Source organism: Neorhizobium sp. T7_12 (assembly GCF_002968535.1).
GTDB classification, from domain to species: domain Bacteria; phylum Pseudomonadota; class Alphaproteobacteria; order Rhizobiales; family Rhizobiaceae; genus Neorhizobium; species Neorhizobium tomejilense.
Genome location: NZ_PVBK01000013.1, coordinates 17,577 through 38,925, shown reverse-complemented (window position 1 = coordinate 38,925; position 21,349 = coordinate 17,577). Strand labels below are relative to the sequence as shown.

At 63.0% G+C, this 21,349-nt stretch carries 19 protein-coding genes and 1 riboswitch; of the genes, 5 read left to right on the top strand and 14 right to left on the bottom strand.

From position 1 onward, the window contains the following. Position 1 precedes the first annotated feature (1 nt). From pepT to C5J26_RS23100, 5 genes are all read right to left on the bottom strand, one after another. Positions 2-1,237: a peptidase T gene (gene pepT / locus C5J26_RS23120; RefSeq protein WP_105403917.1), complete on the bottom strand. Its 1,236-nt coding sequence runs from the start codon at positions 1,235-1,237 to the stop codon at positions 2-4. Positions 1,238-1,426: 189 nt separating this feature from the next. Next, on the bottom strand, positions 1,427-2,638 hold the full coding sequence (locus C5J26_RS23115; protein ID WP_105403916.1) for a cytochrome c: 1,212 nt from the start codon (positions 2,636-2,638) through the stop codon (positions 1,427-1,429). Next, on the bottom strand, positions 2,635-4,401 hold the full coding sequence (locus C5J26_RS23110) for a GMC family oxidoreductase (protein WP_105403915.1): 1,767 nt from the start codon (positions 4,399-4,401) through the stop codon (positions 2,635-2,637). The genes C5J26_RS23115 and C5J26_RS23110 overlap by 4 nt, the downstream gene beginning before the upstream one ends. Before the next feature lie 12 nt (positions 4,402-4,413). Next, positions 4,414-5,166 (bottom strand): gluconate 2-dehydrogenase subunit 3 family protein, encoded by a 753-nt coding sequence (locus C5J26_RS23105; RefSeq protein ID WP_105403914.1) that lies wholly within the window; start codon positions 5,164-5,166, stop codon positions 4,414-4,416. 148 nt (positions 5,167-5,314) lie between these two features. Beyond that, a complete protein-coding gene (locus C5J26_RS23100) occupies positions 5,315-6,127 on the bottom strand; it encodes an IclR family transcriptional regulator (RefSeq protein WP_105403913.1) in 813 nt (270 codons plus the stop codon). A gap of 187 nt (positions 6,128-6,314) precedes the next feature. On the opposite strand from C5J26_RS23100, the gene C5J26_RS23095 reads away from it, so the two are divergent. Next, positions 6,315-7,808, top strand: coding sequence for a DHA2 family efflux MFS transporter permease subunit (locus C5J26_RS23095; protein ID WP_105403912.1), 1,494 nt, complete (start codon positions 6,315-6,317; stop codon positions 7,806-7,808). A gap of 223 nt (positions 7,809-8,031) precedes the next feature. Here the strand turns inward: C5J26_RS23095 and C5J26_RS23090 are convergent, their stop codons facing one another. The 3 genes from C5J26_RS23090 to C5J26_RS23080 all read right to left on the bottom strand — a co-directional run bounded on the left by C5J26_RS23090 (position 8,032) and on the right by C5J26_RS23080 (position 8,841). Continuing rightward, on the bottom strand, positions 8,032-8,235 hold the full coding sequence (locus C5J26_RS23090) for a hypothetical protein (RefSeq protein ID WP_105403911.1): 204 nt from the start codon (positions 8,233-8,235) through the stop codon (positions 8,032-8,034). Positions 8,236-8,420: 185 nt separating this feature from the next. After that, positions 8,421-8,648: a hypothetical protein gene (locus tag C5J26_RS23085; RefSeq protein ID WP_046666226.1), complete on the bottom strand. Its 228-nt coding sequence runs from the start codon at positions 8,646-8,648 to the stop codon at positions 8,421-8,423. A gap of 10 nt (positions 8,649-8,658) precedes the next feature. Continuing rightward, positions 8,659-8,841 carry a hypothetical protein gene (locus tag C5J26_RS23080; RefSeq protein ID WP_105403910.1) on the bottom strand — a complete coding sequence of 61 codons (183 nt, stop codon included), beginning with the start codon at positions 8,839-8,841 and terminating at the stop codon, positions 8,659-8,661. 144 nt (positions 8,842-8,985) lie between these two features. Here C5J26_RS23080 and C5J26_RS23075 point away from each other — a divergent pair, with 144 nt between their 5' ends. Beyond that, a complete protein-coding gene (locus tag C5J26_RS23075) occupies positions 8,986-10,680 on the top strand; it encodes an alpha-glucosidase (RefSeq protein WP_105403909.1) in 1,695 nt (564 codons plus the stop codon). A 200-nt stretch (positions 10,681-10,880) separates the two neighbouring features. Here the strand turns inward: C5J26_RS23075 and C5J26_RS23070 are convergent, their stop codons facing one another. Further along, positions 10,881-13,232, bottom strand: a complete 2,352-nt coding sequence (locus tag C5J26_RS23070; protein ID WP_105403908.1) for a heavy metal translocating P-type ATPase — start codon at positions 13,230-13,232, stop codon at positions 10,881-10,883. A 114-nt stretch (positions 13,233-13,346) separates the two neighbouring features. Then, positions 13,347-13,442: riboswitch (TPP riboswitch) on the top strand. Positions 13,443-13,480: 38 nt separating this feature from the next. Between C5J26_RS23070 and thiM the strand changes: the two genes are divergently transcribed. From thiM to thiD, 3 genes are read left to right on the top strand one after another with little or no spacing between them, the layout of a single operon-like run. After that, positions 13,481-14,293 (top strand): hydroxyethylthiazole kinase, encoded by an 813-nt coding sequence (thiM, locus tag C5J26_RS23065; RefSeq protein ID WP_105403907.1) that lies wholly within the window; start codon positions 13,481-13,483, stop codon positions 14,291-14,293. Further along, complete coding sequence (gene thiE / locus C5J26_RS23060; protein ID WP_105403906.1) at positions 14,290-14,928, top strand: thiamine phosphate synthase; 639 nt, start codon at positions 14,290-14,292, stop codon at positions 14,926-14,928. The genes thiM and thiE overlap by 4 nt, the downstream gene beginning before the upstream one ends. Next, positions 14,925-15,728: a bifunctional hydroxymethylpyrimidine kinase/phosphomethylpyrimidine kinase gene (gene thiD, locus C5J26_RS23055; protein ID WP_105403905.1), complete on the top strand. Its 804-nt coding sequence runs from the start codon at positions 14,925-14,927 to the stop codon at positions 15,726-15,728. Before thiE ends, thiD begins: the two co-directional genes overlap by 4 nt. Positions 15,729-15,746: 18 nt before the next feature. Here thiD and C5J26_RS23050 read toward each other — a convergent pair whose 3' ends face one another. The 5 genes from C5J26_RS23050 to C5J26_RS23030 form a co-directional block, all read right to left on the bottom strand. Next, positions 15,747-18,845 carry a response regulator gene (locus C5J26_RS23050; RefSeq protein ID WP_245441250.1) on the bottom strand — a complete coding sequence of 1,033 codons (3,099 nt, stop codon included), beginning with the start codon at positions 18,843-18,845 and terminating at the stop codon, positions 15,747-15,749. A gap of 143 nt (positions 18,846-18,988) precedes the next feature. Further along, a complete protein-coding gene (locus C5J26_RS23045) occupies positions 18,989-19,381 on the bottom strand; it encodes a type II toxin-antitoxin system VapC family toxin (protein WP_105403904.1) in 393 nt (130 codons plus the stop codon). Next, entirely contained in the window at positions 19,381-19,647 is a 267-nt protein-coding gene (locus C5J26_RS23040) for a type II toxin-antitoxin system VapB family antitoxin (RefSeq protein WP_245437482.1), read from the bottom strand. Before C5J26_RS23040 ends, C5J26_RS23045 begins: the two co-directional genes overlap by 1 nt. 42 nt (positions 19,648-19,689) lie before the next feature. Next, positions 19,690-20,205, bottom strand: a complete 516-nt coding sequence (locus C5J26_RS23035) for an invasion associated locus B family protein (protein ID WP_105404031.1) — start codon at positions 20,203-20,205, stop codon at positions 19,690-19,692. A 310-nt stretch (positions 20,206-20,515) separates the two neighbouring features. Continuing rightward, on the bottom strand, positions 20,516-21,301 hold the full coding sequence (locus tag C5J26_RS23030; RefSeq protein WP_105403903.1) for a methyltransferase domain-containing protein: 786 nt from the start codon (positions 21,299-21,301) through the stop codon (positions 20,516-20,518). Between the last annotated feature and the right edge of the window lie 48 nt (positions 21,302-21,349).

Genomic DNA, 21,349 nt, shown 5'->3' with positions numbered 1-21,349 from the left:
CTTACGCCCGCTCCTCCCACAATTTTGCAAGCTCCACCACCGTCTTCACCGCCAGTTCCATGTCCTGGCTGCTGACGAATTCCCGCGGGGAATGGAAGGCGTGGCCGCCGGCGAAGAGGTTGGCACAGGGAAGGCCCATGAAGGAGAGGCGCGAGCCGTCCGTGCCGCCGCGGATGCTGCCGCGCACCGGGGTCATCCCGGCCCGGCTGATCGCCTCGACCGCGTAATCGACGATGCCCGGATGCTGGTCGAGCACTACCTTCATGTTGCGGTACTGTTCCTTGATGGTGAAGGTGTAGGTCGAGCCCGGATAGTCGGCGATCACCTGCCTGGTGATCTCCTCGAGCAGGGTCTCCTTGGTCTTCAGGCCCTCCTCGGTGAAATCGCGGATGATGAAGGAGAGGTTCGCCTTTTCCATCACGCCGGTCATGCCGGTCGGATGGATGAAGCCGTCGCGGCCCTTGGTGGTCTCCGGCGTCATGTCCTTCGGCAATCTGGCGACGATGCCGCCGGCGATCTTGATGGCGTTTTCCATCTTGCCGAAGGCGAAGCCCGGATGCATGGCGACGCCCTTGATGGCGATCTCCACCGCATCGGCCGAAAACGTCTCGTCCTCGATCGTGCCGGCCGTCTCGCCATCCAGCGTATAGCCGAAATCGGCACCGAGCTTTGCGAGGTCCACCTTGTCGACGCCGCGGCCGATCTCCTCGTCGGTGGTGAAAAGGATGCGGATCGCGCCGTGCTTGACGTCCGGGTTGTTGATGAAGAATTCGGCCGCCGACATGATTTCGGCAATGCCCGCCTTGTCGTCGGCGCCGAGCAGCGTGGTGCCGTCAGAGGTGATGATGTCGTTGCCGATCTGGTCTTTCAGCACCGGATGTTCGGACACCCGGATCAGCTGGCTTTTGTCGCCGGTGAGCTGGATATCGCCGCCTTGATAGTTCCTGACGATCTGCGGCTTGACGTTGGTGCCGGTGAAATCGGGCGCCGTATCCATATGAGCGCAGAAGCAGATCACCGGCACGTTGTTCTTCGACGTCGTGGCCGGGATCGTCCCGTAGATATAGCCGTGCTCGTCGAGATGCGCATCGGTAATGCCGATCGCCAGCATTTCCTCGACCAGCAGCCGGCCGAGATCCTTCTGCTTCATCGTCGACGGCTGGGAGGGAGACTTGGCATCCGACTGGGTGTCGATGACGACATAACGGAGGAAACGATCGGTAACGCTATCGGCCATGGTTCTCAAATCCAAAATTGCAGAACGGAATAATGGAGTTGTAGCCGGCAGATAGAGGCGCGTGAAGCGGGGAAATGAAGGTTGTGGCTCGGCAATTGCCCCTCATCCGACTGCCTTCCCTTCTCCCCGCAAGCGGGGAGAAGGGAAGGGTGAGGGGTATACGTCAAATATAGCCGAGGACGAACGCTTTTACCTCTGCGCCCCGATATCCGATGCCCCGACCGAAGGCGCGGCATTGCCCCAGCTGTTGCGGACATAGGTGAGCACCGCGGCCACCTGCGCGTCGGTCAGGCGCCAGCCGAGCGAAGGCATGGCGGGTGTCGTTTTCGCCTCAGGCGTATGCACCGCCTGGCTGCCCTGCAACACCAGCCGCGTCAACGTCTCCGCACTCGGCTGCTGCACGATCGAGCTGCCGGCGAGTGCCGGGAAAAGCTGGTTCGCCCCCTTGCCGTCGCCGCCATGGCAGGCCGAACAGGTGTCGTGATAGATCGCCGCCCCCACCTTCATCCGCGCATCGCTTGCCGGGATCGGCTGCGGTTTCTGCGTCGGACCGCCCTCGGTGCTCTTGAGGTAGGTGGCGATCGCGTGCACGTCCGCGTCGGTCATCAGCGAGGTCGAGGCCTGGATCGCCTCCGCCATCGGGCCCGAAGCGATCGTATGCCCGTTGGTGCCGGTCTTCAGGTACCGGACGATCTCCTCCTCGCTCCAGCTGCCAATGCCGACATAGCTGTTGCCGGTGATGTTGGGCGCATACCATCCCTGCAGCGAACCACCCTGCAACGGCTCGCTGGTCTCGTCCGCCCCGAGCGCGGTTTTGGGCGAATGGCAGGTGCCGCAATGGCCAGGCCCCTGGACGATATAGGCGCCGCGGTTCCATTCGGCCGATTTCGACGGATCGGGCTGGAATTCGCCCGGCGTGAAGTTCAGCATGTTCCAGCCCATCATCGACAGCCGGATGTTGAACGGGAACGGCAACTGGTTGGCTTCGACGGGATTGAAGACCGGATCGACGGTCCTGAGATAGGACCAGAGATTGCCGATGTCCCTGTCGGTCATCCTGGTATAGGCCGGATAGGGCATGGCGGGGTAGAGCCGCTTGCCGTCATGGCCGATGCCGGTCTTCAGGGCGCTGCGGAAATCCGCCTCCGTCCAGTTGCCGATGCCGGTCGCCTTGTCGGGGGTGATGTTCGGCGGAATGATCTGGCCGAAGGGCGTTTCGAGCGGCAGCCCGCCGGAGAGCGGTTTTGCCCCCGGCGCGGTGTGACAGGCGGCGCAATCGCCGAGGATCGCCTGGTAACGACCGCGGATGATCTGGTCCGCCTGGTCGGGAGCCTGGGCAAGCGCCAGGCCTGCCGAGAGGGCGGTTGCGGCAAGGGTGAGGGAAAAGACGATCCTGCTCATGCCGACACCAGAGGTTGGCCCGGGTTGCGGAGATATTGCTGGCGGATCGCATCCGCCGTGTGATAGGCGAGCGCCCCCACGGTGCCGGTCGGGTTCTTGCCGGCATTGTGGGCGAAGGCGGAAGCGCCGATGACGAAGACGTTGGCGACGTCCCAGCTCTGCAGGTACTTGTTGACGGCGCTGGTCTTGGGGTCCGTGCCCATGATCGCCCCGCCGGTATTGTGGGTGCTCTGGTAGGGCACCGAATCCCAGCCCTTCTTGCGGCGGGTATTGGTGTATTGCCTGCCGCCGAAGGCCTTGGCGATCTCCTCCATCCGGTCCGAGACCCAGTTCGACATGCGGATGTCGTTATCCGGGAAATCGAAGGTGAAGCGCAAGAGCGGCCGCCCGAACCGGTCCGTATAGGTCGGATCGAGATCCAGATAATTGCCGCGGGTCGGGTAGCTCGACCCTTGCGAGGAAAAGCCGAGCGTCGACTTGTAGGATTTGACAGTCGCCTTCTTCCAGTCGCTGCCCCAGCGCGGCGTGCCGGGCGGGGTCGGACGGGTCTGGATCGGCCGGCCGTTCGAGGGAATGCAGTTGATGCCCGCGCCGCCGACGAAATCGAGCGGCCCATGGTCGAAGGCATCGCCGTTAAAGTCGTCCACCGTCTGGCCGAGCGCGCCGGCAGCGACGAACGGATTGAAGTTCTTGTCGTCGAAGAACACCTGCGCGCCGGCATTGGTCTGGTAGCAGTAGTTCCGCCCGACAGTCCCCTCGCCGGTATTCGGATCGTAGATCTCGCCGATACCGGAGAGCATCATCAGCCGGACATTGTGGAGACCATAGGCGCAGAGCAGCACGATATCGGCCGGTTGGAAGAACTCTTCGCCCGAGGTGTTCACATAAGTGACGCCGCGGGCGTGATTCTTCGAGACGTCGAGATCCACATGCAGAACCTCCGAGTCGGTGCGGACCTCAAAATTCTTCTTTTTCATCAGCACCGGCAGGATGGTCGTCTGGGCCGAGGATTTCGAATAGTTGGCGCAGCCGAAGCGTTCGCAGAAACCGCACATCGTGCATTGGCCCATGGCGATGCCGAGCGGGTTGATATAGTCCTTGGAAAGGTTGGCCGCCGGCGTCGGAAACGGGTGCAGGTTCAAAGACCTGGTCACTTCGGCAAACAGCGTCGGCGCATAGGTCATCTGCAGCGGCGGCAGCGGATAGTCGCGCGAGCGCGGGTCCTCGAAAGGATTGCCGCCCTCCTGGATCCGGCCGTTGATATTGCCGGCCCTGCCGGAAATGCCGGCGAGATATTCGAAGCGGTCGAAGGATTTTTCCATCTCGGCGCCGGTCACGCCCCAGTTCTGCAATTGCAGGTCCTGGATCCGGGTTGCGCCGTAGCGGTCCCTCAGGTGGTCGGCGATCTGGAAGTCGCTGTCCCAGAACCGCCAGGTATGGCCGTTCCAGTGAACACCGGCGCCGCCCACCCCGTTGCCGGGCAGGAAGGAGCCGTAGTCGCGCATCGGCAGCGCCGTCTGCGAAGTGTTGTTGCGCATCGTCATCGCTTCGACGGCCGGCTGCAGGAAGAGGTCACGGCGGATGCCGTAGCGAAGTTCGTCCTGGGCATAACCGATGTTGAAATCGGTGGCCGTATCGCGCCACGGACCGCGTTCGATCGCCACGACGTCGAGCCCGTCCTCGGTCAGTTCATGAGCGAGGATCGCGCCTGTCCAGCCAAGGCCGACAATCACGGCGTCCTTGCGAGGTAGAATAGTAGTCATATTTTTCAGTCCCTACCTGGTCATCCATTCCGTCGAGCCTGCGATCGAAACCGGAGGCAGGGGATAGGGTTGGTTGTGTTTGGAAACGTGGTCGCGGTAATCGTATCGCGCGCCGGGAAAGCCCAGCATCTTCCACGAGGCCATGTCCTTGTTGCCGCCATAGATCGGGTCGGCGAAGAAGCCTTCCATCACGTTGGCGAGCATCAGGTTGAAGAAGGACTTGGCATCCACCTTGTTCGGCAGGGTGATCTTGCCGGCTTCGAGATCCTTCAGCACGGCGTCCTGCTCATCAGGGGCGAGCTCGGCAAAGCGCCGGCCACCCTTGTTTTCGCGGGTGAACGCGTTGAGCGCGGCAATCCCGGATCGGTAGCGCTGGGCCGGCGTGTCAGGCGCCTGGTACCCTTGCGTCGGCAGGCCGGGCATGAACGGGCCCTTTGTGTAGAGCCGGCTCGACGTGCCGTAGGATCCCACCAGCTGCCGGTCGAGATAAAGCACACAGCCGGCATCCTTGCCGCCGAGCGACAGATCGTCCGCCGGCACCAGCCGATCGGCGACCGCTTCCATCGTCTGCGCCTCCTCGAGCGTGAAGAACAGCCAGCCCCCGGGCTTGACCTGTACCGGCGGATCGGCGGAACGCGCCTCCCAGGGAAGGCTTCCGGAAATGCTGCGCGCCATCACCGGTGCGGCGCTGCTGGCGAGAACGGTAAAAGCGACGGAAGAAAGGAATTGGCGCCGCGTGGGGCGCTTAAGACAGTGGGTTTCCATAAGAGACCTCCCCGGAGAGAAAAGGTCGGTGACGCGCCGAAACGACGTGCGCCGATGTGATCGAACCGAACGGTTCAATGAGTGACCTAGAGCAGGTCCGACCCGAGGCAACCCTTCTGGAGCATTAAATCGTCACCGCTGCTGTCCGTCAGGCGTCGCCGCCTGCGAGCGCGCCGCGATGCCCGAGACGGGCAGAGACCGCCCGTGCCGCGACGAGCAGCGGTTCGGCAAAAGCGTTGAGATTCTTCAGCGACAGGCGCTGGACGGGACCGGCGATGGCGACGGCGCCGACCACGTCCGACTGGGCGTCGCGGATGGGTGCGGCGATGGCGCGCATGCCGAGTTCGTTCTCCTCGTCTTCCACTGCGAAACCGAGGCGGCGGACATTGCCGAGCAGTTTCTGCAGCTTGTCGGGATCGGTGACGGTTTTTGGGGTCCTGAGCGGCAGGGTAGCCCCGACAAGGGCAGCGATGCGGTTTTCCGGCTGGAAGGCGAGAATTGCGCGGCCGGCAGCCGTCGAATGATAGGGCGCGCGCATGCCGATTTCCGCGCTGATGCGCACCGCCTGCCGGGACGGCTGGACGCGGACATACATGATCTCCGGCCCGGCCGGCACGCCGAGCAGCACCGTCTCGTCCGTCTCCTGCCTGAGATCCATCAGCAGCGTGCGCGCCTCGGTGGAAAGGTCCATGCGATTGCGCACCAGCGAACCGAGCCCGAAAAGTTCGAGCCCCAGCCGGTAGCGACCGGTGTCGCGATTCTGCTCGAGGAAATCCTCCGCCATCAGCGTCACCACCAGGCGATGCACGGTGCTCTTGGCAATGCCGAGACGGCGGGCGAGCTCGGTGATGCCGATCTCCGCATCGTCACCCTCGAAGGCTTTGAGGATGCGGATCGCCATCGAGACCGAAGAGAGGCGGCCCTTCCGCTGGTCCTCGTCCTGCGCTCCCGTGATCTTCATGTCCCCACCGTCTTCATTTCAGTTGTCGCTCCCACGCAATCGGCCGGCGTGCATCCGGACGCCGTCAACGCGGCAGTGACAAAAGCGCCGTTGACAGCCCGATATCCAAGGGAATATTCTGTTTATGGACCGACGTTCCATATAGAAGAACACGTGACGACGACTGAAGCAAGCGGAAACACCATCGGTGGCCGCGCGGTTTGGTGGCCTGCCAGGAACCGGGCTTACCGAACAACGACTTGAACCGAAAGCGACCGAATTGGACACCCGCAAGACCGTGCCGTTGATCGTCGCATCGGCGCTCATCATGCAGCAGATCGATTCGACTGCGATCGCCACGGCCCTGCCGACGATTGCCGACGCACTCGGCGAGCCGCCGCTGGCGCTGCATTCGACGATCACCGTCTACGTACTCTCGCTGGGTGTCTTCCTGCCCTTGAGCGGCTGGCTCGCCGACCGTTTCGGCGCCCGGCGGGTGTTCTGCCTGGCAATCGCGCTGTTCACCCTCGCCTCGCTGCTCTGCGCCGCCTCGACCACCCTCACCATGCTGATCGCAGCACGCGCGCTGCAGGGTTTCGGCGGCGCGCTGATGCTGCCGACGGCACGGCTGATCCTGGTGCGCTCGGTGCCGCGCGAGGAACTGGTGTCCGCCATGGTGCTGATGAGCATGCCGGCCGTGATCGGCCCCGCGATCGGCCCGCTGCTCGGCGGCTTCATCACCGGCGTCAGCTCTTGGCACTGGATCTTCTGGATCAACCTGCCGGTCGGCATCGTGGCGATCATCCTGACGCTTGCGCTCATCGAAAAAATCCCGCCGACGGAGCGCACCTCCTTCGATTTCCCCGGCTTCATCCTCACCGGTGCCGGGATCGGCGCGGTCATCTTCGGGTTCGATTCCTTCGCCCGCGGCATGAATTCCAGCGCATTGGTCCTGGTTGTGGGCGGCGTTGCCCTGCTTGGCCTCTACATCCGCCATGCACGCAAAACGCAAAATGCCATCCTCGACCTCAAACTCTTTCGATATCCCACGTTCCGATCGAGCGTCACCGGCGGTTCGCTGTTCCGGATCAGCATGGGCGCCCTGCCTTTCATGCTGCCGCTGCTGATGCAGGAGGTTTTCCGCTATACGCCGCTGCAATCGGGCGCCATCACCTTCGTCTCGACGATCGGCGCCTTCGGCATGCGAACCATGACGAGGCGAATCCTGCGTCGTTTCGGCTTCCGCAGCGTGCTCTTCTGGAACGCATTGATCGCCAGCGCCTCGATGGCGCTGCTCGCCACTTTCACGCCCGGCACAGCGCCGATGGTCATGGTGGCCATCATTCTGCTCGGCGGCTTCTTCCGGGCCTTGCAGTTCACATCGCTGAACACGCTGACATTCGCGGAAACCGAAGACTCGGAGATGAGCCACGCGACGTCGCTGTCGCAGATGGCGCAGCGCATCGCCCAGAGTACCGGCGTCGCGATGTCGGCCATGCTCCTGCACTATTTTTCCGGCAGCTCCGAGACGCTGACCAACTTCGCCTTCGCGATGTCCTTCATCATCATCGCAATCATTTCCGCATCCTCGTGTTTCTCATTCTTCCGCCTGTCCGGGACGGCCGGCGACGTGCTCGCGGGCCGCAAGAAGGAAGCGAAGGGGGAAGCTATAGCGGCCGAGCAGGCCGATGCTGCAGAGTAACGATCCAGCTCTTCTGGGGCGTGGCGAATTGAAGCTCGCCGACATTGGCCGGCGAGCCCTCCGTGGCTGCGACCCCGTGTGTGATCGGTTGCAGCCAACGTGAGCAGGCGCGCGCGAACAGGCCATCGGCGGGTCCGTCCATGGCCTATGGTCAAGGACGCGCCTGTGGGCCGCTCACGGCGATGAAGGGTTTTCGCTCTCGGTCCAGTCCAGTCTGAGGGGACTATTGGATCAGCGAGGCGACGTTGCGTGTCGTTGGAGCTTTGGTAGGTTTTGCGTCGACCGGGACGATATCGACGACCTGTGAAAGCAGGAACTGCTTTGGAGAACCACAGATGGTGGCGTAGACGATCCGGTCTAAAATTTTCAGGCTTTCGGACACGAAGGTCCGTTGGTCGCCATTGTCGAGCACCGATACAACGTACATGTTGATCCCACAGAGGTTAGGCGCGCAGTCATTCGCGCACCTGCATTTTTAGCCACCCATGGTTAACGGGAGGTTAAATCTGCCACAGCGCCAGTATGGCTCGATCTCAACCGGCGGTTGGTCAAACTAAAACGCCCTGCCGGCACTCCGGGAGGGCGTTTCTTCATCCGGTCCGAAGCGACGGATCAGTGCGCCGTGTTCACCTGTCCCCCCTTCTTCTTCGCATCGTGGGTGTGGTGGCTGTCGCGTTCGCCGCCGCCGCCCGAGACCCGGCTCTTGGAGCGCAGGTCGTCGTCGGCCGGTGGCTTCTTCACGTCGAGCGGCACACCCTTTTTTGCATCGGGGGCGTTTTCATGGGACGCGCCCGGTCCGCCCTGGCGGATGCTTGCGGGTGTCTTCTGCGATGTCGACATCATGAACTCCCTATCGGTCCTGCTGATAACCCTGGTGGGTCGTGTTGACCTTGGTATTGCCTTGCTGGCCCTGCTTGCCGGGATCGTTCGCCGCCTGGAGCTTGCTGGGTTTAATATCAGACGTATGAGACTGTTCGCCTGAGCCCTTGTGGCTCAGGTTTTCCGGGGGCGTCGGGGGAAGTTTGCTGCTCATGAAGGGTCTCCTTTTCTTGCGGTTTCCCACTGGTCTAACCCGCAGCGAGTCACGATGTTCCATCCGAGGAGTTGTTGCCGCCGGGGTGAGGAACCCCGCCCGCGCTCTCGCGTTCGAACAGGTTTAAGAGGCAGGGAGGTTTCGATGAACGACTTTCAGGATCAGCTTGCCGCAGCGATCAAGCAGGCTGAATTGCCGATAGAACGCAAATGGTGGCACACCGCCACCGTCTATCAGGTCTATCCGCGCAGTTTCTGCGATCTCAACGGCGACGGCGTCGGCGATATCCCCGGCATCACCTCAAAGCTGGACTATCTGAAATCCCTCGGCATCGACGTGATCTGGCTATCGCCGATCTACAAGTCGCCGATGGACGACAACGGCTACGATATTTCCGATTACCAGGACATCGCCCCGGAATTCGGCACGCTTGCCGATTTCGACAGGCTGGTATCGGAGGCGCGGAACCGGGGCATGGGCATCGTCCTCGATCTCGTCGTCAACCACACGTCGGACGAACATCCGTGGTTTCTCGAGAGCCGCAAGGGGCCGGGCAACCCGTTCCGCGATTTCTACATCTGGCGCAAACCGGCCCCGGACGGCGGGCCGCCCAACAGCCTCAAGTCCTCCTTCGGCGGGCCGGCCTGGACGCTCGATCCACTGAGCGGTGAATATTACCTGCACCTGTTCTCGACCCGCCAACCGGATCTCAACTGGGAAAACCCCGCGGTCCGCGCCGAGATCTACAAGATGATGAACTGGTGGCTGGAGCGCGGCATTGCCGGTTTCCGCATGGATGTCATCGATTATATCGGCAAGCAGGTGGACCAGGAAATCGTCCACGACGGTCCGCACCTGCACGACTACCTGCAGGAAATGAACCGCAGAACATTCGGCAATCGCGATATCCTGACCGTCGGCGAGACCTGGAGCGCGACACCCGGTTCGGCTCTCCTCTATTCCGGCCGCAACCGCCACGAACTGTCGATGGTCTTCCAGTTCGAGCATGTGACCCAGCAATGGGATGAGATATTCGGCAAATGGCGGTCGAAACCGTTCGACCTGGTGAAACTGAAATCGGTGCTCGGCAAGTGGCAATACGCGCTGTCGGACGACGGCTGGAATTCGCTCTTCTGGGGCAATCACGACCTGCCGCGCGCTGTCTCCAAATATGGCGATGCGACCGGCTATCCGGCAGAATCGGCCAAAATGCTGGCGACCGTGTTGCACCTGATGAAGGGCACGCCCTTCATATACCAGGGCGAGGAGATCGGCATGACCAATGTGCCGTTCACGACAATCGAGCAGTATCGCGACATCGAAACGCTCAACATGCACCGCCTCCATATCGAAGCCGGCTTGTCGCCCGAGGAATTCATCAAGGGCGCCAACGAAAACGCCCGCGACAACGCCCGCACCCCGATGCAATGGAGCGCCGCGCCCTATGGCGGCTTTTCCACGGGCGTGCCGTGGATCGAGGTCAATCCAAATTATCCGACGATCAATGCCGAGCGCGAAATGACCGACGAAAAGTCGATCTGGAACCATTATCGCAAGCTGATCGCGCTCAGGAAACGTCACCCGGTGATCGTCTATGGGATTTATCAGAGCTGGCTCGACAGCCATCCGGACGTGTTCGTCTACTCGCGAACGCTAGATGGGGAGCGTTTGGTGGTGGTTGCCAATTTCAGGGCCCACGAGGTGTCCGTCGAACTGCCGGGCGAATTGAGGATGCCAGGCGAGTGCCTGATCTCGAACTATGAACCGGTCGACCGGCTGGGTGAAAACCTGATGCTGAAGCCATACGAGGCTTTCGCGGTTTTGGCACCGACGCTTTGAGAAGGCGCGTCACCTTCAGATCTGCCCCTCATCCGGCTGCCGCCTGCGTCCTTCTCCCCGTCAAGACGGGACGAAGGACGCAGGCGGCTAGGTCTCAATCAATGAGATGTCCAAGGGAGGGGCATACGGCGCTTCCTATCCCTTCTCCCCGCGAGCGGGGAGAAGGTGGCGGCAGCCGGATGAGGGGGCATCGCTGCCACTTAAACCGCCTTCACCCGCAGCAGCCGCAACGCATTGATCGTCACCAGCACCGTCGCGCCGGTGTCCGCGAGGATCGCCGGCCACAGGCCGGTGATGCCCAAAATGGTCGTGACCAGGAAGACGGCCTTCAGGCCGAGCGCGATGGTAATGTTCTGGTAGATATTGCGCATCGTCCGCTTCGACAGTTCGATCATGGCGGCGATGTCGCCGACCCGACCGTGCAACGTTGCGGCGTCAGCGGTTTCGAGCGCCACGTCGGTGCCGCCGCCCATCGCGATGCCGACATCGGCGGCGGCAAGTGCGGGCGCGTCGTTGATGCCGTCGCCAACCTTGCCGACCACGAAACCCTGGCTTTTCAGCTCGCCGACGATGCGGCTCTTGTCTTCCGGCATTAGCTCGGCACGCACCTCGATGCCGAGGTCCTTGCCGATCGCGGCCGCGGTGCGGGCATTGTCGCCGGTCAGCATCACGATCCTGATGCCGGCATCGGTTAGCGCCTTCAGGCCCTCCCTGGCGTCGGGACGCGGTTCGTCGCGCATGGCGACGGCACCGGCAAGGAGCCCGCCGACGATCAGCACCGAGACGGTCTTGCCTTCGTCGTTGAGGCCGGTGATCCGCCGGCCGTGCGCCATCGGCAGCGAAACGCGTTCGACTGCGGCCTTCGGCGAACCGAAGAATACCTCCTGGCCTTCGACAATCGCCGTGACGCCCTTGCCGCCGAGCGCCCGGGCATCTGTCGCAGCCGGGATCTCCACCTCGTCATCGGCAGCCTTGGCAAGGATGGCGACGGCGAGCGGATGGCTGGAGCCGGTTTCCAGCGCGGCGGCCAAGCGCAGCACGTCTTCCGCATTGCGGCCGAAGGCGATGACATCGGTCACCTGGGGCTTGCCGGCCGTCAACGTGCCGGTCTTGTCGAGCGCGACGGCGGTGATCTTGCCGAGCGTTTCGAGCACCGCGCCGCCCTTCATCAAGAGGCCGCGGCGGGCACCCGACGACAGCGATGCGGCGATTGCCGCCGGCGTCGAGATGACCAGCGCGCAGGGGCAGCCGATCAAGAGGATCGCCAGGCCTTTGTAGACCCACTCGCTCCAGGACGCACCGACAACGAGCGGCGGCAAGATGGCGACCAGTGCGGCAACGGCGACGACACCCGGCGTGTAATACCGCGAGAACCGGTCGATGAAGCGTTCGGTCGGGGCCTTGCTCTCCTGCGCCTCCTCGACCAGCCGCACCACGCGGGCAATCGTATTGTCCTCGGCAGCTGCCGTGACCCGAACCCGCAGAGCGGCATCGCCGTTGATCGTGCCGGCAAACACCGTATCGTCGATGCCCTTGGCAACCGGCGTGCTTTCGCCCGTCACCGGCGCTTCGTCGATCGCGCTTTCGCCGGCGATGATGACGCCGTCCGCCGAAATGCGGTCGCCGGGACGCACGAGGATGGTCGCGCCAACCGCAAGGCTCTCGGCCGGCACTTCGCGGGTCTGGCCGTTTTCTTCGAGCAGCGCGTTCTTCGGCACCAGCGCCGTCAGGCTCTGGATGCTCTGCCGCGCCTTGCCGGCCGCGACCCCTTCCAGCAATTCGCCGATGAGGAAAAGGAAGACCACGGCGGCGGCCTCTTCCGACGCGTCGATGATGACAGCGCCAACGGCGGCGATCGTCATCAGCATCTCGATCGAAAACGGCGTACCGGCAAGTGCTGCCATGATCGCGCGCCGGGCGATCGGCACGAGGCCGACCAACATCGCGGCGGCGAAGATATAGGTGTCATAGGCGGGAACGAGGTGGCCGAGCCCGTAAGCCGCCGTCAACACGAACCCGACCAGGATGGTCAGGCGGCCCTTTGCCGATTTCCACCACGGCCCGTCCATCGGCCCGTGATCGTGGCCATGCAGGTCTTCGATTTCTTTGGTGGCGTGGTCGTTATGGGAATGATCGTGCCCACCGTCGTGGCTATGTTGGCCGTGACCGGCCTCCCCCTCATCCGACCGCTCCGCGGCCACCTTCTCCCCGCTGGGGAGAAGAAGACTTGCCGCTCCGTCTCCGTCCTCCTCTCCCCTTGGGGAGAGGTCCACCGAGCGAAGCGGAGGTGGGGTGAGGGGGCCGCTCGCTCCGACGTTGGCCGGCGCCCTCTGACCCAGCGCCCTCAGCGTATACCCCAGCCCGACAACCTTCTTCTCGATCGCGCCAAGATCGCCTGTCCCGTCGTGCTTTACCGTCATCGTGCCGGACGCAACCGAAACGGACACGTCCGCGACGCCCGGCATGCGGCGAACCGCGGTGTCGATCTTCGTCGCGCAGCTGGCGCAATCCATGCCGCCAACCTTGTATCGTGCCTGTGTCGTGGCGCTCATCGTCTCTTTCCCGTTTGGACCGAGCCCCGTCTCTACAACCTCTAGCGACTAGAGCTGCAAGGCCTAAAATCAGAAAAAATCACTGGCGAAGCGCATTCTCTTTGCTGTAAGCCATGGTGAAGACAGGGGCGTCCGGCAGAGCCGGGCTGAGAAGCACCCTTAGAACCTGAACCAGATCATGCTGGCGGAGGGAGTCGTCCGGGCGTTCAACATTGCGCCCCGCGCCTGCCCCGCCGAACGAGGCAGACATGCAGACGACAACGCTCCTTGCGGAAACCCCCGGCCAGCTGTTGACGGCGATGCGCGCGAAAAATCCGCTCGTCCAGAACATCACCAATTTCGTAGCGATGAACATCGCAGCCAACGTGATGCTCGCGGCCGGCGCCTCGCCCGCCATGGTACACACCAAGGAAGAAGCCGGCGAATTCGCCCGTATCGCTTCGGCCCTGACGATCAATATCGGCACCCTGTCGCCGGATTTCCTGGCCGGCATGAAGGCCGCGGCCGCCTCCGCCACGGAAGCTGGCAAGCCATGGGTGCTCGATCCCGTCGCCCATTACGCCACCGCCTATCGTCGCGCGGCAGTCGCCCAGCTCATCGAACTGAAGCCCACGGTCATCCGTGGCAATGCGTCGGAAATCATCGCGCTGGCCGGCAGCCAGTCGAGCGGCCATGGCGTCGATAGCGGCGACAGCGTTGCGGCGGCCGAAAGTTCCGCCATCGCCATCACCCAGCGGCAGGCCTGCGTGGTGGCCGTCACCGGCGAGGTGGATTTCGTCACCGACGGCCGGCGTTCGGTCCGCATCCTTGGCGGCTCCGCCCTGATGCCGCGGGTCACCGCGCTCGGCTGCTCGCTCACCTGCCTGGTCGGCGCCTTTGCGGCAAGCACGGACGATCCCTTCGAGGCGACGGTCGCCGCACTCGCCATGTTCGCGGTCGCGGGAGAGGAAGCGGCGTTTACCGCCTCCGGTCCCGGCTTCTTCTCGCCGATCTTCCTCGACCGTCTCGCGGCGCTGACCGGCGAGACGCTCGATGCCAAGGCAAGGATCGTTTCCGCATGAAAAAGACCTTCGATCTTTCCGTCTACCTCGTCCTCGACCCGGATCTCTGCCGCGACATCGGCATGGTCGAGACGGCAAGGCTGGCGGTCGCCGGCGGCGCGACCATCGTCCAGCTCCGCGACAAGCAGGCGGATACAGCTAAGATGATCGAAACCGGCCGGGCTCTGAAGGCGGTGCTGGCAGGCACCGGCGTGCCCCTGATCATCAACGACGACGTGGAGGCAGCGATCGTGATTGGAGCGGAAGGCCTGCATGTCGGCCAGAGCGATATGGTGGCGGCGATGGCGCGCCAGCGCGCCGGCCATGGCATGATCCTCGGCCTCTCGGTCGAAAACGAAGACCTGGCGCGACGGGTGGATCCGTCCATCATCGATTATGTCGGCATCGGTCCCGTCTTTGCGACCGGCACCAAACCCGACCACAAGCAGCCGATCGGTTTCAACGGGCTTGCGCGCATCGTCGCCATGGCGTCGGTTCCGGCAGTGGCGATCGGCGGCGTCAAGGCGGATCATGCCGGCCTCGCACTCGCCGCCGGCGCAAAGGGCATCGCGGTCGTCTCCGCTATCTGCGGCCAGCCCGATCCTGAAGCCGCAGCCCGCAGAATTGCCGCGGAAATCGAAAGGGCGCGCGCATGAGCATCAAGAATGTCCTGTCGATCGCCGGTTCGGACCCTTCCGGCGGCGCCGGCATCCAGGCGGATCTGAAAACCTTTGCGGCCCGCGGCACCTATGGCATGGCGGCGCTGACCGCGCTGACCGCTCAGAATACCCAAGGCGTCACCGGGGTGCATGCGGTGCCCGCCGCCTTCGTCGCAAACCAGATCCGCACCATTTTTCTCGACGTGCGCGTCGACGCGGTGAAGATCGGCATGATCGCCAATGCCGAGATCGCCGAGGCGGTTGCCGACGTGCTGCGCCCCTATCGCGATACCGTGCCGATCGTGCTCGATCCGGTGATGATCGCCAAGGGCGGTTCGCCGCTGCTGGCGCTCGATGCGGTGGACGCCGTCACCTACAAGCTGATGCCGCTTGCCACCGTCGTCACCCCCAACCTGCCGGAAGCAGCAGCCCTGCTTGGCGAGACGATCGCCACGACCCGCGAAGAGATGGCAGCCCAGGCTGAGCGGTTGTTGAAGATCGGTCCCAAGGCCGTCCTGGTGAAGGGCGGTCATCTGGAAGGCGAGGACAGCCCGGACGTATTGGCGGACGCTACCGGCATCCACTGGTTCGAGGGCAAGCGCACCGCGACCAGAAACACCCACGGCACCGGCTGCACGCTGTCCAGCGCAATCGCAGCCGAGCTCGCAAAGGGCGCCTCGCCCGCGCAGGCGGTCGCCGTCGCCAAGACCTATCTCGCCGGCGCAATCGCCGCCGCCGATACCCTCACCGTCGGCACCGGCCACGGACCAGTGTCGCATTTCTTCGCGTGGTGGTGAGGGCGAGACGACTGGTTCTCAGCCCTTCTGCACCGCAATCTTCTCGAAGGCTATTGCGATCTCCTGGCTGCCGTAGGGCTTCTTCAGAAGTACTGCGCCTTCTACTGCCGCTTCGTCCGGAATGCGGTCGTTGCCGGTCGCGAATACAATACCGACATCGGGAGATAGCTTGCGCGCCTGTTGTGCGAACTCGCCGCCGGAAAGACCCGGCAGGCCGAGATCGGTGACCACAACGTCAAAGCTGCGCGCCTCGATCATGGTAATCGCCTCCTCCGCGGTCGAGGCTTCGGAAACCTGGTGCCCCAGTTCGGCCAGCAGATCGGCCGCGCTCATGCGGATCAGGAAATCGTCCTCGACCAGCAGCACGGAATAGCGCGGCAGAACCGGCCGCGGCCCGATCGGCGCGGCGGGCGGCTTGGCTGCAAAAGACGCCCTCACCCGGTTGCGATGCTGCTGGCCGTTCAGCACGTGACGGATCTTTCGCGCCAAGGCCTCGCGGGTATAGGGTTTCGAGAGCAGTTCGACGCCGGGATCGAGCCGGCCGCCGTGCACGATCGAGTTTTCCGTATAACCCGAGGTGAACAGCACGGCGATATCCGGCATCCGCTCGCGCGCGTGCCTGGCAAGCTCGGTGCTCTTCAGCGGCCCGGGCATCACAACATCGGTGAACAGAAGATCGACCGGCACGCCGCTTTCGATGATACTCAGCGCACCCGCAGCGTCCTTCGCCTTCAGCACCGCGTAACCGAGATCGCCGAGCAGCTCGACGACGGTGGCGCGCACCTGCTCGTCATCCTCCGCCACCAGAATGGTTTCCGTGCCGCCGGTCACCGGGCCGAAATCGGCGTCGGTCACCAGATCCTCACTGCGCTGGATGCGCGGGAAGTAGATCTTGACGGTCGTGCCCTGTCCAAGCTCGCTGTAGATCTTGATATGGCCGCCGGATTGCTTGACGAAACCGTAGACCATCGAGAGGCCCAGGCCGGTGCCCTTGCCGATGGGCTTCGTCGAGAAGAACGGCTCGAACACCTGTTCCATCACCTCCGGCGTCATGCCGGTGCCCGTGTCGGTCACCGCCAGCATCACATATTGGCCGGCCGGCACGTCCGCATGCTGGCGCACGTAATTGTCATCGAGGAAAGCGTTGCCCGCCTCGATCGTCAGCTTGCCGCCGCCTTCCATCGCGTCGCGGGCGTTGATCGCGAGGTTGAGGAGCGCATTCTCGATCTGGGTCGGGTCGACCAGCACATTCCAGAGGCCGCCGGAGCGGATCGTCTCGACCTCGATATCCTCGCCGAGCGTCCGGCGCAGCAGCTCTTCCATGCCGGTGAGGAACCGGCCGATATTGACGACCTTCGGCTCCAACGGCTGGCGGCGGCCGAAGGCGAGCAGCTGACTTGCGAGCTTGGAACCACGCTGCACCCCGGCAAGCGCATTCTCCACCCGGCGACCGGCGCGCTCGTTGCTGGCAACGTCCTTGGCGAGAAGCTGAAGATTGCCGGAAATCACCTGCAGCAGGTTGTTGAAGTCATGCGCGACGCCGCCTGTCAGCTGGCCGAGCGCTTCCATCTTCTGGCTCTGGCGCAGCGCCTCCTCCATCTTCATGCGTTCGGAGATCTCGGAGGCGATCTTCTGTTCGAGGCCGGCGTTCAGCACCTGCAGCGCCTCTTCGGCGCGCTGGCGTTCTGCCAGGTCGCGTTCCGCGGCGCGGAAAAGCCGCGCATTGTCGATGGCGATCGCCACCTGGCCGGCAGCTCCCACCACCAGCCGCTCATGCTCCTCACGGAACTGAGCCGGCTCGGCATGGCCGAAGAAAAGGCCGCCGAGCACCTCGCCGGAGCGGGAGATCACCGGAACCGTCAGATAGCTGCGCACCGGCAGATGACCCTTCGGCATGCCGAAATACGGATCATTGCGGCCGTAGCGTGGGTCCGCCATGATATCGTCGGAGCGGATAACGCCCTCGCCGCTGAATGTCGGCGCGAAAACGGCCGTGTTGCGCGGCATCGGAAAATTCGCGAAAGCCGACCGGGGAACGCCGGACAGCGCATAGAGCATGTAGCTCTCGCCGCGGTCGTTGACGACGTTGTAGAAGAAAGCTCCGAGCTGGGCGCCGGTCAGTTCGACGCCGGCGTCGGTGGTCATCTGCACCACCTTTTCGAGGTCGAGTTCGGCGGAAAGTTCGGCCCCGAGCCGGTTCAGCACCTCGAGATGCCGGGTCTCCTTGAGAAGCGCGATCTCAGCCTTCTTCAGATCGGTGACGTCGCTGCCCTGGATGAAGATGCCAGTCGGCTGGCCGGCGTCGTCGACGATCGGCTGATAGACGAAATCCACGAAACGTTCTTCCGGCGGCTGGCCGGGCCGGCGCGCCAGCATCACGCTCACACCCTGGCCGAGATGGGGACGGCCGCTTCTGCGGACCTCATCGAGCAGGTCGGAAAACCCCTGCTCCGCCACTTCCGGCAGGGCTTCGCGGATCGGCCGACCGAGCAGCTCGCGGCCGCCGACAAGGCGCATATAGGCGCCGTTCGCCATTTCGAAAACATGGTCCGGTCCGGTCACCATCGCCATGAAGCCCGGCGCCTGGTCGAACATCAATCTCAGACGCTCGCCCTCGCCCTGCAGCCGCCGCTCCGCCCGCACCTTGGAAGTGTTTTCCACGACGATCGCCACCACGCCGAAAGGTTTTCCGGCCTCGTCGTAGACCGGGGAATAATAGAGGTTCATGAAGGCGGATGCGGGCACGCCGGAGCGGTCGAGGACCATTTCCTGGTCGGAATAGGCAAGCGTGCCGCCGGCGAAACAAACCTTCATGACGTTGTCGTTGAAGTCGGCGACCTCAGGCCAGCCCTCGCGCACCTTGGAGCCGAGGATGCCGGGATGACGCCGTCCGGCAAAATCGGAATAGGCGTCGTTATAGATCATCACCCCGTCCTCGTTCCACAGCGTGACGATCGGGACCGGCGAACGAAGCATGAGGGAAATCGTGGTCTTGAGGCTCTGCGGCCAGGCGGCGATCGACCCAAGCGACGTGCCTGCCCAATCGAAAGCCGCAATAAGACGGGCCATTTCGCCGCTATGGGAAAGAAAGGCTGTCTCGGCAGTCGAATGATTCATCAGCGGGCTTTCGGCGGCGATCGGCTATGCCGTCTTACATGACAACGATCACCTGAGACAGCCTTTTTGACAATCGTCAACTAGGGCATTGCCACGAAAAAGCCATGGGCGCAGACGGCTATTTTCGACGCAGTCCGAAGGCTTCAGGCCAAGTCCGTACAGGCAAAGTCGTCGCCCTTGTAGAGCAGCGGCAGGCCGCGGTTTTTGGCGCAGGCATAAGAGAGACAGTCGGCCAGATTGAGCTGCGCCGGGTGTCCCCTGCCCTTGCCGTAATCCCGGAAAGCCCGGATCGCCAGCTCGCCATCCGCTTCCTCGATTGGGACGATCTGGATTTTCGCCTCTTTGAAGAAAGAGGATAGACCTTGCTCAATGACGATGGGATCCTCATCGAGTTTCGTCGACAGCCTTATGGCGGCCTCAAGTACGACCAAGGCGCTGGTGCAGAGGTTTTCCGCCGCTTCGATCTTGCTTATCCACTGTGGCGCATCCTCCTCCTTGGAAAAGATTGCGACGATGACGGAAGTATCGACGAACACTAATGACCCCACATTTCGTCGATTTCTTCCTTGGTCATGTCCCGTCCCTCGCCACCCTTGATGGCGTGAAGGCGATCGACGATTTTCATCACACGTTCCTGAAAGGGCGCTTCCGCCTGCTCCTCTTTTGAAAGCGTCTCCTCAAGCGCCTCGATCACCGCCTCGGTCATGCTGACGTTACGTTTTTTTGCGAGCCGTTCCGCGAGTTCGCGGGCACGAGGATCACGTATCTGCAGGTTCATGGCAGTCGCTCCGGTCTTTGTCATGACAGATACCACATCCGCCATGACAAAGCGAGCGAGACCCTGTCAGCCGCAGCGCCCTGCCTGGGTCAATGCAGCACTTACGCCGGAAAGCGAGAAGGTGTAGCTGGTCTGCGTGCCGCGCTGGGAGACCGCCTCGAGCGTCATGCTGCTTCCCGATTTCATCGCCGCGATGAGTGCGGCATCGATGCTCTCCTGCTTCGTCCACCCGGAATTGCCCTTCGGCTCCAGGGCGAAGGTCCGGCCGTCGACAGTAACCGTCATCTGCGACCCGCCCTTGAGGTCGTAACCCATGATCGCCTGCGGGTAGAAGCCGGACCCGGAAGGCTTTGGTGCAACCAGGAAAAAGTTGTCGCCGTGATCGACATTGGCGGGCTGCATCTGGGTCGGCGTGGTCAGCACGTAACAGGTCGTACCGCCGTCACCCTTGTAGGAATAGAGACCCCAGGCATCGAATTTTCTCACCATGCTCGGGGTGGGCTGGGCAAGGACGGGTGCTGCGATTGTGGAAAGAGCGAGCGCGGAAAGGGCGAAAAGCTTGATGGACAATCTTGTCTCCATGGTCGGAAATGGCGAGGGAGCCGCGGCGGCGATGACCGCGCGCAGAAGATAGCCCATTCAAAAATCGATCGGTTATCACAAGGTTAATTGCATCGGGCGCAGATCCCGAAACGAGGCACTCGCAGGGCCCGGATGAGGCCAGATCGTGATCCGCGTTACTTTGCGCTTCCCCCGGGTTTCGGGGGAAGCGGTCAAAGGTTAATGCCCCACGGTCACAGCCCGGTCACAATCATGTCAGGCGGCCATAAATGCTGTGCACATTTGCCGTGGGTCGAAAGGTGGCCGCCAGGGGCCACCTCATATCGGCAGATTATTCCGGCTTCGTCGCGCAGATCGCGAAGCGTTCCTGCACCATACGTTCGAGACCGCGCAGGAAGGGCATCTTTCGGGCCTGGGCCCAATGGATGTCGGACAGCTTGCGGTCGACGACGATGTTGGCGAAACCCGCCTTGGTCAGCAGATCGACCACTGCTTCAGCCGGCATCGCGTCGGAGAAATAGACGCGCGAGCGGATGTTCTGGTGACGGGCCGCCATGGCAGGGCTCATGTGGCTCGGCGCAGGCTTGCCGGTGATTCTCGACCAGAACTTCTGCAGGCCCTTGACCCAGGTCTCCTTGCCCATGTTGCCATCGAGGATCAGCACCTTGCCGCCCGGCTTCAGGACGGAGAACCATTCCGCAAAGGCGGCCGACGGATCGACCAGCGTCCACACCAGATGCCGGTTGGTGATGACGTCGTAGCTGTTCTTCGGCTCCATGGTGTTTTCAGCATCGCCGGACACGAAGCGGATATCGGTGCCGCGCTTCGCAGCCTTCGCGCGCGCCTGGCCCAGCATCGCATCCGACCAGTCGAGCCCGGTGACCTTGAAACCCACGTCGTTCATCAGATGCGAAATGACGGCGGTGCCGCATGCGAGGTCCAGAGCGGCGCGGCCGGTGCCATCGCCCAGATGCTTGCGGATCAGCCGCTGCCAGCCCTTGCGTTCTTCCTCCGAGAAGATTTCATGGCCGACGCTCTCGTCAAACGTCGCCGCCCTCTCCGACCAGAAGTCGCGGATTTCATCACGGATGGAATAGTTGGAGTTCATCGAATTCATTATAGGCGCCCCGACAGTCAGACTACTTTGGAAAAGCTCTAAAACATA

Coding starts and splice junctions, on each gene's coding strand:
- C5J26_RS23050 (WP_245441250.1), bottom strand. CDS start 18,845: ATGAATCATTCGACTGCCGAGACAGCCTTTCTTTCCCATAGCGGCGAA.
- C5J26_RS23110 (WP_105403915.1), bottom strand. CDS start 4,401: ATGACTACTATTCTACCTCGCAAGGACGCCGTGATTGTCGGCCTTGGC.
- thiE (WP_105403906.1), top strand. CDS start 14,290: ATGAAAAAGACCTTCGATCTTTCCGTCTACCTCGTCCTCGACCCGGAT.
- thiD (WP_105403905.1), top strand. CDS start 14,925: ATGAGCATCAAGAATGTCCTGTCGATCGCCGGTTCGGACCCTTCCGGC.
- C5J26_RS23030 (WP_105403903.1), bottom strand. CDS start 21,301: ATGAATTCGATGAACTCCAACTATTCCATCCGTGATGAAATCCGCGAC.
- C5J26_RS23090 (WP_105403911.1), bottom strand. CDS start 8,235: ATGTACGTTGTATCGGTGCTCGACAATGGCGACCAACGGACCTTCGTG.
- C5J26_RS23035 (WP_105404031.1), bottom strand. CDS start 20,205: ATGGAGACAAGATTGTCCATCAAGCTTTTCGCCCTTTCCGCGCTCGCT.
- C5J26_RS23070 (WP_105403908.1), bottom strand. CDS start 13,232: ATGAGCGCCACGACACAGGCACGATACAAGGTTGGCGGCATGGATTGC.
- C5J26_RS23085 (WP_046666226.1), bottom strand. CDS start 8,648: ATGTCGACATCGCAGAAGACACCCGCAAGCATCCGCCAGGGCGGACCG.
- C5J26_RS23040 (WP_245437482.1), bottom strand. CDS start 19,647: ATGACAAAGACCGGAGCGACTGCCATGAACCTGCAGATACGTGATCCT.
- C5J26_RS23075 (WP_105403909.1), top strand. CDS start 8,986: ATGAACGACTTTCAGGATCAGCTTGCCGCAGCGATCAAGCAGGCTGAA.
- C5J26_RS23105 (WP_105403914.1), bottom strand. CDS start 5,166: ATGGAAACCCACTGTCTTAAGCGCCCCACGCGGCGCCAATTCCTTTCT.
- C5J26_RS23115 (WP_105403916.1), bottom strand. CDS start 2,638: ATGAGCAGGATCGTCTTTTCCCTCACCCTTGCCGCAACCGCCCTCTCG.
- thiM (WP_105403907.1), top strand. CDS start 13,481: ATGCAGACGACAACGCTCCTTGCGGAAACCCCCGGCCAGCTGTTGACG.
- C5J26_RS23080 (WP_105403910.1), bottom strand. CDS start 8,841: ATGAGCAGCAAACTTCCCCCGACGCCCCCGGAAAACCTGAGCCACAAG.
- C5J26_RS23100 (WP_105403913.1), bottom strand. CDS start 6,127: ATGAAGATCACGGGAGCGCAGGACGAGGACCAGCGGAAGGGCCGCCTC.
- pepT (WP_105403917.1), bottom strand. CDS start 1,237: ATGGCCGATAGCGTTACCGATCGTTTCCTCCGTTATGTCGTCATCGAC.